The 13,535-nt window shown below is 41.3% G+C and carries 11 protein-coding genes; 9 read left to right on the forward strand and 2 right to left on the reverse strand.

Translation table 11 applies throughout. The features are described from left to right. Positions 1-66: 66 nt before the first annotated feature. On the reverse strand, positions 67-978 hold the full coding sequence (locus tag PY091_RS09420; protein ID WP_275614591.1) for a lysophospholipid acyltransferase family protein: 912 nt from the start codon (positions 976-978) through the stop codon (positions 67-69). A 311-nt stretch (positions 979-1,289) separates the two neighbouring features. Between PY091_RS09420 and PY091_RS09425 the strand changes: the two genes are divergently transcribed. The 7 genes from PY091_RS09425 to PY091_RS09455 all read left to right on the forward strand — a co-directional run bounded on the left by PY091_RS09425 (position 1,290) and on the right by PY091_RS09455 (position 8,002). Further along, the gene (locus PY091_RS09425) at positions 1,290-1,886 is read left to right on the forward strand and encodes a TetR/AcrR family transcriptional regulator (RefSeq protein WP_275614592.1); all 597 of its coding nucleotides are present in this window, start codon (positions 1,290-1,292) and stop codon (positions 1,884-1,886) included. A 126-nt stretch (positions 1,887-2,012) separates the two neighbouring features. Then, a complete protein-coding gene (locus PY091_RS09430) occupies positions 2,013-3,212 on the forward strand; it encodes a TolC family protein (RefSeq protein ID WP_275614593.1) in 1,200 nt (399 codons plus the stop codon). A 3-nt stretch (positions 3,213-3,215) separates the two neighbouring features. Continuing rightward, entirely contained in the window at positions 3,216-4,109 is an 894-nt protein-coding gene (locus PY091_RS09435) for an HlyD family secretion protein (protein WP_275614594.1), read from the forward strand. Between the two features lie 2 nt (positions 4,110-4,111). Next, the gene (locus PY091_RS09440) at positions 4,112-5,020 is read left to right on the forward strand and encodes an ABC transporter ATP-binding protein (protein WP_275614595.1); all 909 of its coding nucleotides are present in this window, start codon (positions 4,112-4,114) and stop codon (positions 5,018-5,020) included. Positions 5,021-5,027: 7 nt separating this feature from the next. Further along, positions 5,028-5,774 carry an ABC transporter ATP-binding protein gene (locus PY091_RS09445; protein ID WP_275614596.1) on the forward strand — a complete coding sequence of 249 codons (747 nt, stop codon included), beginning with the start codon at positions 5,028-5,030 and terminating at the stop codon, positions 5,772-5,774. Continuing rightward, a complete protein-coding gene (locus tag PY091_RS09450) occupies positions 5,775-6,881 on the forward strand; it encodes an ABC transporter permease (RefSeq protein ID WP_275614597.1) in 1,107 nt (368 codons plus the stop codon). It begins immediately after the preceding gene. Then, a complete protein-coding gene (locus PY091_RS09455) occupies positions 6,878-8,002 on the forward strand; it encodes an ABC transporter permease (RefSeq protein WP_275614598.1) in 1,125 nt (374 codons plus the stop codon). The genes PY091_RS09450 and PY091_RS09455 overlap by 4 nt, the downstream gene beginning before the upstream one ends. 336 nt (positions 8,003-8,338) lie before the next feature. On the opposite strand, the gene PY091_RS09460 is transcribed toward PY091_RS09455, so the two are convergent. Beyond that, on the reverse strand, positions 8,339-9,226 hold the full coding sequence (locus PY091_RS09460) for a helix-turn-helix domain-containing protein (RefSeq protein WP_275649428.1): 888 nt from the start codon (positions 9,224-9,226) through the stop codon (positions 8,339-8,341). Positions 9,227-9,360: 134 nt separating this feature from the next. Between PY091_RS09460 and PY091_RS09465 the strand changes: the two genes are divergently transcribed. Then, positions 9,361-10,404, forward strand: coding sequence for an efflux RND transporter periplasmic adaptor subunit (locus PY091_RS09465; RefSeq protein WP_275614600.1), 1,044 nt, complete (start codon positions 9,361-9,363; stop codon positions 10,402-10,404). A gap of 12 nt (positions 10,405-10,416) precedes the next feature. Beyond that, positions 10,417-13,527, forward strand: coding sequence for an efflux RND transporter permease subunit (locus PY091_RS09470; protein ID WP_275614601.1), 3,111 nt, complete (start codon positions 10,417-10,419; stop codon positions 13,525-13,527). Positions 13,528-13,535 lie beyond the last annotated feature (8 nt).

The raw sequence follows: 13,535 nt of genomic DNA on the forward strand, positions 1-13,535 counted from the left end.
CGCACAGGCCTTTCACATGTATAAAAATCTGTTGATAAACTTTACATGTCCAGGCACAAAGTCAAGTTATGGCCTTATTTTTTGGCTTTGATAGGCTTTCTTTGGTTTTTTGTCCATGTGCTTCCAACGTTTGTGGGTCCATAGATAATATTCTGGAGCTTCTTTAATGGATTCCTCCACCATTTTGAGGAAGGATTTGGTAAGTTCGAACTTATCCATTTCTTTGGGATGCTCCGTTATCAACTTAAAGGTTCCGTGATAATGGCCACGCTTTACTTTGTTGACCTTTAAATAGACCGCAGGCAATTCAAATTTTTTGCACAGTGTTTCAGCTCCGGTGTGGGCAGGAACAGTGATGCCCATAAAGGGCGTCCATAACAAAGCTTTTTTCACCATAGGTGATTGATCGCTCAAAATCCCGTACATACCCAACTTGCCATCACGTTTGTTTTGGGCCACGATGCCCCAGGTGTCCTTGGTGCTGATCAAGGTAGTTCCAAATTTTTGGCGGATATTACGGACCAGTCTATCGAAATATTTGTTCCCGACTTTCTGGTAAATCGCATATCCCTTGGAAGCAATGTGCCTGTCCAGGGCAATTACCCATTCCCAACTGGCATAATGGGGAAATATGAGCATGACACTTTTGTTTTTGGCCTCAAGGCGGTGCAGCACCTCTAAATGGGAGAAGGTAAACCGTTTTTGAAGTTGTTTGTTGGAAATACCTATGGTCTTGATCATTTCCAAGAACATGTCGCACATGTGCCTGTAGAACTTCTTTTCAATATACAGCCGTTGTTCTTCTGACTTTTCCGGAAAAACAAGAGCCAAGTTATTTCGAACTACACTTTTACGGTATCCTATTGCATAATACATAAGAAGGTAGATGCCATCGGATATAAAGTAGATGATTTTAAAGGGAACTTTGGAAATCAGCCAGAGCCATGGATAGACAAGGATGTATACTGCAAGTTGCATCGATTGTTATTGGAACAAATATAATGGATATCCTTGATTAAATTACCAGTTTGGGTGTAATTAGGTCGTTTATACTTTCAAAAAAATCAAGGTGCGTCTTTATGGGGAGCAAAGATAACAGGCGCGGGAAGAGCACCTATCCCTATTGATGGTACACTATGATGTGTAAGTGTCCCCCCTGCTGTTTTTAAGAGGGGTACGGCAAACCACGTCCATCATCTTCAGTAACATTGTGCACCGGTTTTTTTAGGTGAATCATTTGATTAAATCAAATATTTAATTTATATCTTTGGAATGAATGAAGGATATACATGGTAACTAAACTGGTTGACACTGAGGAAAAAATCAAAATAGCTGCGAGGAAGATATTTACTCAAAAAGGCTACGCGGCAACTCGGACCAGGGATATAGCGGAAGAAGCGGATATCAATCTTTCCCTCCTAAATTATTATTTCCGAAGTAAGGAAAAGCTTTTTAATATTATTATGATTGAAAAGCTGCAGGAATTCTTTGGGGTTATTTCCCCGATCATTACGGATTTCAGGTTGTCGCTGGAGGAAAAAGTCGAAAAAATTGTTGAGAATTATATCGAAATGATTCTCAAAAACCCGGATTTGCCAATTTTTGTTCTCAGTGAAATTCGACATAACCCCAAAAATTTCGGAATAAAAATGGGTGTACTGCACTTGCTGAGTAATTCCTCCCTAGTGGTTCAAATCGCCGAAAAAAACAGTAAAGTGGATCCAATTCATTTTTTGCTGAACATTTTGGGGATGTCGATTTTTCCTTTTATTTCAAAACCCATAATGATGGCAGGTGGGTTATTTGATGAAGAAAAGTTCAAAAGTTTAATGGAAGAACGGAAAAGACTTATACCTATTTGGATAAAGGCCACTTTGGAAACATAAAAAATTTGCCTATATGTTGGTCAATTGATTAAATCAAAATATCGATATGAAATGAAATGGAGTAAACTGTTTGTATGCGTTACATTTTCAACAAGTTTTTTTGGATTTTCCCAATCCGTTAAAACCTTGAGACTAGATGAATGCTATAGATTGGCAGAAGCGAATTACCCGCTTATCAAACAATATGCGCTTATTGAAAATGTGTCAGACTATAAAGCAGAGAATGTTCTGAGGGATGGATTGCCCAAAGTTGCCGTCAATGGTCAAGCGACCTATCAATCGGATGTCACTGCAATTCCTATTGAGGTTCCCGGTATGGATAAGCCGACAATCGATAATGACCAGTATAAACTATATGTGGAAATCGACCAAACCATCTATCAAGGCAATAAAATCAATAAGGAGTCCAAGATAGTTGATGCCCAAAGGGAAATAGACAAGGGGAGGTTGGCTATTGAAGTGTATGGAATCAAAAAAAAGGTGAGTCAGTTGTTTTTTGGGATTTTGTTGATCAACGAACAAATACAACAGAATGCCCTGCTTGCCGAGGATATTGAAAAGGCAATTGAAAGAATTAGGGTCGGTATTGATAATGGTACGGCCATAGAAAGCGATTTCTACGCGTTAAATGCCAATCTACTTTCGACCAAACAAAGGGACACTGAACTCTTGTTACAGAAAAATGCACATTATGAAATGTTGGGCGTATATATCAATGAAAAGATCGATGACAATACGATTTTGATAAAGCCCGGACAGATTGAAAGTGGAAATACCTTGATCAACCGTCCTGAATTGGACGTGATCGATAGCCAAATACGGCTATTTGACCTACAATCCAAGTTGCTTACATCCAAAGTGTCGCCCAAACTCTCGTTTTTTGCCCAAGGAGGATATGGGAAACCAGCATTAAACATGCTCAGTAATGAATTTGATTCCTATTTCATGGGAGGTGCCCGTTTTCAATGGTCCCTGTTCAATTTCTACACGAATAAAAATGAAAAGAAAATAATTGGATTGGAAAAACAAAAGCTATCAGTACAGAAAGAAACCTTTTTGTTCCATACCAATCTTGAACTTACCAATCAAAATTCAGAAGTTGAAAAATACCGACAACTTTTGGCCATGGATGATGAAATAATAGAAATGTACTCCAAAATCAAGGAAGCATCCTTGTTTAAATTGTCCAATGGTACCATCGATGTCAACGACTATTTACGTGATGTGAACCAAGAAAGCCGGGCCATTCAGAATAAATTGCTACACGAGCTAAAACTCTTAATGATATTGGAAGAATCAAAAATTACCCAAGGAATCAAATACTAAACCATGAAACAAAATCAATTAGCAATCATTGTATTATTTTTTCTGTTCCTATCGTGTCATGACAAAAGTGGCGAATATGATGCTTCAGGGACATTTGAAGCAATTGAGGTCAAAATTTCATCGGAAGCCAATGGAGTTATCAAAAGGCTTTCCATGGATGAAGGGGAGACATTGGAGATAGGCCAATATTTGGGTTATATAGATAGCACCCAACTTTACTTGCAAAAACAACAGTTGCAGGCTAAAATAAACGTACTTCTTGCAAAAAAACCAAACATAGCCGTACAACTTTCATCACTGGAGGAGCAGTTAAGGCAGGCAAAAAGAGAACAACAAAGGGTACAAAATTTAGTCTCAGGGAAAGCTGCCCCCCAAAAAATGCTTGATGATGCCAATTCACAGGTTGATATAATCCAAAATAAGATCAAAGCACAAAAGTCGACCTTATCCATTAACACGGCCAGTCTGGTAAACGAAACGGAACCATTGCAAGTTCAGATCAGACAACTGAACGATAAGCTGGAAAAATGTAAGATCATTGCTAAAGTCAAAGGTACCGTGCTGTCAAAGTATATCGAAGAAAATGAAATTGTATCGGAGGGATTGCCCTTGTACACTATTGCAAACTTGGATACCTTAACGCTCCGTGCGTACATTACCGGTAACCAATTGCCACAATTAAAGATCAATCAAAAATTAAGCGTATTGGTGGACAATGGATCGGAGGGCTACAAAAATTATGAAGGTATTTTGGAGTGGATCAGTGATAAGGCGGAATTTACACCCAAAACCATCCAAACAAAAGACGAGCGTGCCAATTTAGTATATGCCATGAAGGTCCGGGTGGCCAATGATGGTTATCTCAAAATAGGAATGTACGGCGAGGTAAAATTTTAATCATGCATAGTGTTGTTGTTGAAAACCTAAGGAAGCAATATAAAGAGAATGTTGCCGTGGACGATGCTTCATTTAAAGTAAATGAAGGTGAAACATTTGGGCTTATCGGTCCTGACGGATCTGGAAAAACCAGTATTTTTAGGATGTTGGCAACCTTATTGGTCCCAGATGGGGGAGAAGCACATGTATGTGGATGGGATGTGGTAAAAAATTACAAGGAAATTAGAAAAAGTGTAGGGTACATGCCAGGTACCTTTTCCCTATATCAGGACCTGACGGTGGAGGAAAACCTCCATTTCTTCGCAACGATATTCAATACCACAATTACGGAAAATTATAGTCTGATCAAAGATATATATGTCCAACTGGAGCCCTTTAAAAACAGGAGGTCAGGAAATTTGTCCGGTGGTATGAAGCAAAAACTGGCACTATGTTGTGCGTTGATACACCGACCGGAAGTTTTATTTCTGGACGAACCCACAACCGGGGTGGATACTGTCTCCAGAAAAGAATTTTGGGAAATGCTGAAAAAGTTGAAAAAGGAGGGGATTACAATTTTGGTGTCAACCCCCTATATGGATGAGGCCACACTTTGTGAAAGGATAGGTTTGATACAAAAGGGTCGGTTATTGTCGATAGATCCCCCTCAAGTCATCATTGAAAAATATCCTAAGGCCTTGTATGCCATAAAATCACATAACATGATCGAATTGCTGTCCGCATTGCGAGAACTACCCTTGATAGGGTCGGTTCATTCTTTTGGTGAGCATCATCATATTACAATAGTAGATAGAACATTGACCTTGTTGGACATAAGGGCTACTTTGGAAAAAGAATTACCGTACCCTTTTCAAATAGACAAAATCGAGCCTTCAGTGGAAGATTGCTTTATTCAATTAATGGAAAAATAGATGTCATATGGAGAAAGAAAAGGTTATATCGGTTAGTGGACTGACAAAAAAATTTGGGGATTTTACGGCTGTTAATGGGATAACCTTTGATGTTTACAAAGGTGAAATATTTGGATTTCTGGGGGCAAACGGCGCTGGTAAGACAACAGCTATGAGAATGTTGTGCGGCCTGCTGAGCCCAACATCGGGGGATGCAACTGTTGCTGGTTTTGACTTGTACAAACAGACCGAAAAGATAAAAACCAAAATAGGGTATATGAGTCAAAAATTTTCACTCTATGAAGACTTAACGGTAAAAGAGAACATCACTTTTTATGGAGGGATCTATGGTTTGGGCAACCGTGAACTAAAATTCCAGTCCAAACGGTTGATCGAATCATTGGGTTTGCAATCTGAGGCGAATCAGCTTGTCGGTTCCCTGCCTTTGGGCTGGAAACAAAAACTGGCGTTCTCGGTTGCTGTTATCCATAAACCTTCCATCGTGTTTTTGGATGAACCCACAGGCGGGGTGGACCCGATAACGCGACGTCAGTTCTGGGATTTGATATACGAGGCCGTGAAAAATGACATCACGGTTTTTGTCACAACCCATTATATGGACGAAGCAGAATATTGTAATCGAATTTCCATGATGGTGGACGGGGATATAGCTGCTTTGGACAGCCCTTCAAATTTAAAGCAAGGGCATGGGGTGGACAGCATGGATGAAGTCTTCTATAACTTGGCTCGCACGGCAAAAAGAAAATCAGATTAGGTGAAACGGTTTGTAACATTTGTGAGAAAGGAGTTTTATCATGTGTTCAGGGACAACAAAACCTTGCTTTTACTGTTCGGCCTACCGGTGGCGCAAATAGTATTGTTTGGCTTTGCACTGACCAATGAGATCAAGAACTCAAAAATTGTGGTAGCCGATCATGCTAGGGACGAAGTGTCGTTTCAAATTATCGAAAAATTGTCCGCATCCCGGTATTTTGAAATTGAAAGCACTTTACTCAACAATGCGGAAATAGAAGAGTATTTTAAAAGAGGCGATATAAAACTGGCGGTTGTTTTTCCCAATAAGTTACAACAGGAACTTTCTAGTGACCATGTATCCCAAATACAGGTAATTGCTGATGCTACAGATCCCAATACAGCATCGACCTTGACCTCTTACGTTTCATCGATAATCAATGATTACCAACAGGATTTGAACATCTCGCTGGGTTTTCCAGTTCAAATTGTTCCCGAAGTGCGCATGCTCTATAATCCCAATCTCAAAGGGACCACCAACTTTGTTCCCGGTGTCATGGCATTGGTCCTTTTATTGGTGTGTGTGCTTATGACCTCGGTTTCCATAGTCAAGGAAAAGGAAAAAGGGACCATGGAACTACTATTGGTTTCCCCCATGCAACCCTTTGTCATTATAATTTCAAAAGCCATACCCTATTTCTTTCTATCCTTGATCAATCTTACAGTCATAGTCATTATGAGTGTGTTTCTTTTGGGTATGCCCTTGAAAGGAAGTGTGGTTTTGTTATATACCATGAGCAGTATTTTTATTTTATGTGCCCTCTCGCTTGGTTTGTTAATTTCCAATAGTACAAATTCCCAACAAGCTGCCATGTTGATATCCCTTATGGGAATGATGCTTCCCACCGTGCTTTTTTCCGGTTTTATGTTTCCATTGGAAAATATGCCCTTGCCACTTCAATGGTTCGCGAACATAGTTCCTTCCAAATGGTATTACAATATGGTCAAAGCCATAATGATCAAAGGGGTAGGTATCACTGCAATCTGGAAAGAAGCAACCATTTTAATGGGCATGACGATTGTTTTATTGATCATAAGTTTCAAGAAATTTAAGATAAGGATGTCATGAGAACATTGCGATTTTTATTGGTAAAGGAATTCAAGCAGATTTTTAGGAACCGGACTTTGTTGCCCATGATCTTTTTAATGCCCCTGATACAATTGTTGATTTTGCCTTTGGCGGCAGATTACGAAATAAAAAATATCAATGTATATGTTGTCGACCACGATAAGTCCACCTTTTCCAGAGATCTGATTTCCATGATTATCTCTTCCGGTTATTTTAAACTCGTCGACTACGATTCATCCTATAAAAGAGCACTTTCTGAAGTTGAAAGGAATAAGGCGGATTTAATACTTGAAATCCCAAATGATTTCGAAAGAAATTTAAACAGGGACAGGGTGCAAAAGGTTTTTATCGCCATAAATGCAATAAATGGTACAAAAGCGGGTCTGGGGGGGAGCTATTTAAGTACTATCCTTAAAGAGTTCAATAAAAATATTGTGATGGAATTGGACCACTCCTTTGATGGGAAAAAAGCATTGAAAAGAATTGATGTTGTCAACTCCAATTGGTTCAATCCATATTTAGACTATAAAACATTCATGGTTCCTGCCATACTTGTAATCCTTGTTACTATGATAGGTGCTTATATGTGTAGCCTGAACATTGTTAAGGAAAAGGAGATTGGGACCATTGAACAGATCAATGTGACGCCAATAAAAAAACATGTTTATGTTCTGGGCAAACTTATACCATTTTGGATAATTGGGATGGGCGTTTTTAGTATTGGGTTTTTTGTAATTTCCTGGGGGGTGTATGGCATAGTGCCAATTGGAAACATCCTTTTGCTCTATGGTTATTTGGCTTTGTACCTAGTAGCACTCCTTGGCTTTGGTCTTTTAGTTTCAACATATGCCGAAAACCAGCAGCAAGCTATGTCGGTCGCCTTCTTTTTTGTTATGATCTTTATTTTGATGAGTGGTCTTTTTACACCCATAGAGTCAATGCCCGAATGGGCAAAGTGGATAGCCAAGGGTAATCCTGTGACTTATTTTATCGAAGTTATGCGTATGGTTGTTCTTAAAGGAAGCGGTTATAGACACATACAAAACCACTTTTTGATCATGATGGGTTTTGCTGTTGTTTTGAATTTTTGGGCAATAGCCAATTACAGGAAGACATCTTAAGGAGTGTACACTTAGATGGGTTGGAAAGATGCGTTGTTTGTAATGGTTCTTTCTGGTGTACTCTGGTCTTGGTTCATTGTATTTAAGATATTGGATTTTCCTACTGGTTAAAGAGTGGTGTTGTTGTTTTCACTGGAGTATTTGCAGGATCAGGAAGCTATCCGCCTGGTCACATGGTTATGCTACAATGGCCTTTGCTCTCAATCTTTTTAACCCACGCAATTTTTCTTTCCGGGGTGCCCATTGAATTGGGTTGGGGATGAACTTCAACTTATCAGTGGAGGCGAGAGCCTATGTGCATTATGGACTTACTTGTAAAGTCCATCACGGACCCCTTTAAAGATTTCGATATTGATTGGGGGTTTGGCAGGTTGCCTTTTTGAAAAATGTTCCAAAAAAGGAAGGGTTGGCAAAATTCAGCTCATCCGCGATCTGGGCTATGGTCATGTCCGATCCCTTCAAAAGGGATTTGGCCGCCATGATTACCATGTCATTTATAAGTTTGGACGCTGAATGCCCACTGACTTCCTTTATGACCTTGGAAAAATACTTTGGTGTTATGAACAACTCACCTGCATAAAACTGTATGGACCGTTCAATTTTGTAATGTTTGAACAATAGGGAAATGAACTTTGTATAGATTTCTTCCTTACGACTGAAATGCTCCTTTTCATTGGAAGTGGCACTCACGGCATAGATCTGCAAGATTCGATATACGATTGTAAATACCAGATTTTTGACGATATCTTCCTTGTAAATATCGTTTCCATTGATTTGTTTCACAACCAACTTATGGAACATGAGCAGGTCTTCAAAATCTGCTCTAGGGGTTTTAAGACATTGCCCCTTTCCAAGGTCATTGGCAATGCTCCCTAATTCTTGGTTCAGCTTAAGGTTGGAAATGTAATCAAAGGTGAAAAAAAGAAATTCGGCTTCAAGTTCTTCTTGCTCCTTGATTTGAAGAATATTGTTTGGAAGTACAATCAAAAGGCTGTTTTTATCCAGTGTATATTCATTCAGGTTGAGCAGTATCCTCCCATGGCCCCTTACACATAATATGAATGCGATGCCCTCCACAATATGGGGGTAGTTAAAATCAAAGTTATGGTCCTGTACCGTGGATGGCTTTATCGACACGGCAAGCCCCTTGTTCTCCGAGATTGTGCCAACATTGATCTGTCTGGCAAAATTTTGAAGTGAAATCTTATTGTAACCGTTTTCCATATCACCTTTTCTCTATGGGCGAAGTAAGTAATAAAAAGCGATATTTTGAACAGTAAAGGGGCAATATCGGTTTTATATGATCTATTTATTATGACAATTTTTGCCGCTTGGAGGAACGCAAACATTTCAACCCTATGAATACAAATGCCATTTACAGGATCAAATTTATCGTTTTAGTTGCCGTTTTTGTCGCAACTTCTTGTAATACAAAAGATACGAAAAAGGAAGAGAACAAGGCCGTGTTTGTGAAAACACTCGGTATATCGGCGGATAGCGCGATAACCGCCCAGGAATATATCGGTACGATGGAAGGCCTGAACACGGTTGATATCAGTTTTTTAGTTGCGGGAAATATTGAACAGATGTATGTTAGGGAAGGGGAAAAAGTGGCCAAAGGCTTGCCTTTGGCCAAATTGGATGCATCATCTTTCAAGAGTGCACATGAACTGGCATTGGCGGCCTACGAGCAAGCGGAGGATGCCTACGAAAGAATGTCCGCGATGTACCAAAGAAACAGTATTCCCGAAATACAATATGTGGATGTCAAAACAAAATTGGAGCAGGCAAGGGCAAGCGAGGCCATTGCCAAAAAAAATCTTCGTGATGGCACTTTGAAAGCACCCTTTTCCGGTATTATCGGTACCCGTTATCTTGAGCCGGGCGCAGGGGTGTTGCCGAATACCCCGGTATATAATGTAATGGACTTGACCCAAGTTATGGCAAGGATACCCATTCCTGAAGGGGAAATATCCAATATTAATGTCGGTGATTCTTGTAAACTGAAAATTTCGGCCTTGGACAATGCAATGTTTTTTGGCTCGGTAACGGAAAAGGGTATTGCCGCAAATCCGGTTTCGCATACCTATGATATCAAGGTCAATGTTGACAATTCTGAAGGTAAGATCATGCCCGGTATGGTCTGCAGGGCATATTTAGGCCAGGATGAAGCGGCCGACCGGATCGTTGTTCCCATTAAATCGGTTCAGGTAGCATATTCGGGAAAAAGATTTGTATGGGTCAAAAGCAAGGAAGGCAGGGCCGTATACCAACAAGTGGAGTTGGGGGGGCTTTTTGAAAATGGGGTGCAGGTAATCAGCGGGTTGAAGGTTGGGGACGAACTGATCGTTGAAGGTTACCAAAACATCAGTGAGGGAGCGTTGGTAACCGTTAAAAATTAAAAAAGGGATCCTATGAAAGAACATAAAGGCCCCATAGCCTTGGCTATGAAGTACAACAAAATTGTTTTGCTCCTTACCGGAATACTTGTCATTTGTGGAGTGTTCGCCCTATATAAAATGCCCAAGCAAGAGTTTCCGGTGTTTACCATTCGGCAAGGGGTGGTGGTCGCGGTATACCCGGGGGCGACCTCTGGGGAAGTAGAGGAACAGGTGGCAAAACCACTCGAAAGATTCCTGTTCACCTACAAGGAGGTCAAAAAATCAAAAACCTATTCCAAATCCAGGGACGGGGTGGTATACGTCTTTGTTGAACTTAATGATGAGGTCAACAATAAAGATGAGGTGTGGTCCAAGATCAAGCACGGGCTGTCCAGTTTCAAGGCCCAACTGCCCTCCGGGGTGCTGGCTTTGATCGCCAATGATGATTTTGGGGATACATCGGCCCTACTGATCGCTCTGGAATCCAATACCAAAACCTATAGACAATTGCAGGATTACCTCGAAAATCTTGAGGATAGGCTGCGTAGAGTCGAGTCCGTATCGAATCTTAGAAGGTATGGTCTACAAAACGAACAGTTAAGTATCTACGTGGATAAGGAAAAAATAGCCAGTTATGGCATCAATATCTATTCCTTGTACCAAACGCTGCTTTCCAAGGGGATGATCGGTCCCTCCGGGACAATTGACAATGATGAAATGGTGGTCCCCATTCATATCACACGCCCTTTTAACTCTGAAAGGGATATGGAGGAACAGATTGTGTATTCCGATCCGCAGGGAAACAACATACGGCTAAAAGATGTGGCGCAGCTGGTCCGGGAATACCCAAAGGCTACGAGCTATACCATTAATAATGGCAATAAAAGCCTGATACTTTCCAGTGAAATGAGGGAAGGATATAACATTGTGGAATATGGAAAGGACGTAAATGAGGTTTTAGAGGAATTTGAAAGGACACTTCCCGATGACGTGAAAATTTTTCGTATCGCCGATCAGCCCAAAGTTGTGGAGGCATCCATAAACACATTTCTCGAAGAGCTGGGAATAGCCATCCTAGCAGTGATTTTGGTGACCATGGTGTTACTTCCTATCAGAGTAGCTGGGGTAGCGGCATCCACAATTCCGATAACCATTTTCATTTCTTTGGCACTGATGTTCGCTTTTGGCATTGAGTTGAATACGGTTACATTGGCCGCATTGGTCGTGGTGCTTGGGATGATTGTGGACAATTCCATAGTCATTGTGGACAGTTATCTGGAAAAAATTGATGAGGGCATACCCCGTCATGATGCCGCTATTGAGAGTGCACAGGAATACTTTAAAGCAATTTTCTCTGCGACCCTTGCCATAGGCATTACCTTTTTTCCATTCTTGGTGACCTTTACCGGTCAGCTCTTCGATTTTGTAAAGGCCTTCCCTTGGACCATTTTGATCACATTGGGGATTTCCTTGATTGTTGCGGTTTTCCTTGTCCCTTACCTCCAGTATGTTTTTGTGACCAAGGGTCTCCATAAAACGACGGATGGAGACAAGCAGAAAAAGAGTATTTTGGACCACGTCCAATCTTCTTATGACAAAACCTTGCGAACGGTCTTCAGTTATCCATTGGTATCAATGGGTCTCGGGGTACTTTTCATAGTATTGGGGGTTTTCATGTTCGCCAAGCTTCCCTTAAAACTTATGCCCATAGCCGAGCGAAATCAATTTGCCGTGGAAATATATCTGCCACAGGGAAATTCGCTCCAGCAAACGGAGGAGGTGGCCCATGCCATGGGGCAATTGCTGCAACAGGATGGGCGGGTGACCTCCCTTACTACTTTCATGGGAACGGGATCCCCCCGTTTCCATACCACCTATGCCCCAAAGATTGGAGGTCCTAATTTTGCACAGTTCATTGTCAATACCGAATCAAGTGAGGCCACCGTCGAGATGCTGGATGAATATTCGGAAAAATATGCCAATTACTATCCCAATGCCTTTGTGAAATTTAAACAAATGGACTACCAAGCTGGGGTTGATGCCGATGTTGAAGTACGATTGAGCGGTGACAATATCGGTGACCTAAAAGCAATAGCGGATAAAATTCAAGCAGAGGCGAATTCTTGGGATGAACCGATACGGGTCTATACGAACTATGAAGAAATCCTTCCCGATATCACAGTGGCCCTCGATCCCATTGAATCCAATCGTTTAGGGGTCTCAGAGGGGATATTGGGGGTTGGGTTGGCTTCACGCTTTGGTGGTGTGCCCATAACAACGGTATGGGAAGGTGATTATCAATTGCCTGTCGTGCTGAAATCAAAATGGGAAGGCCATAAGGACCCATTGGCGGGCGATGTGGAAAATGAATATGTTTCTGGTCTGTTTTCCCCGGCCATTCCTTTGCGACAAATCGCTAACGTTGGTACGGGTTGGAATGAAGGACAGATCGTACGGCGAAACGGGGTGCGTACCCTTTCTGTATATATAGATCTTAAAAGAGGCTTTAAGATAGACCCCATTCAACTGCGCACAGAGGAACTCATGGATGGGTTACAGGCAGAAATCACGGACAGGAACATTGCGGTTGCCTATGGGGGAACCAAGGAAGACACTATGGAAACCTTGCCGAAAATAGCAAGTGGTCTATTGATCTCTGTGGGCATCATATTCTTTATTTTGGTTTTCCACTTTAAAAAAATCAAGCTTGCATCCTTGGTATTCGCCTCGACTTCATTCAGTTTCATTGGAGCCGCTTTGGGTTTGATGGTGATGGACATGGCTTTCAGTGTTACCTCGGTTCTTGGGCTTGTCAGTCTGATCGGGATCATAGTCCGTAATGGGATCATCATGTACGACTATGTGGAGGAATTAAGGGCAAAAGGCAATCTGTCGGTCAAAGAAGCTTGTTTGAAGGCGGGCGAAAGAAGGATGAGACCTATCCTTTTGACCTCGATGGCCGCTTCGATGGGGGTCATCCCCATGATCATCAGCCAAAGCCCTTTGTGGGCACCAATGGGTACTGTCATTTTCTTTGGCACACTGGTATCCATGTTATTCATCCTGACCATGCTTCCACTTATATATTGGCTAGCGTATAGGAAAGAGGACAAGGAACACCAAGGGATGGCCGTGGCACAATAAATCAATTC

Source organism: Flagellimonas okinawensis (genome assembly GCF_029194005.1).
GTDB lineage: Bacteria > Bacteroidota > Bacteroidia > Flavobacteriales > Flavobacteriaceae > Flagellimonas > Flagellimonas okinawensis.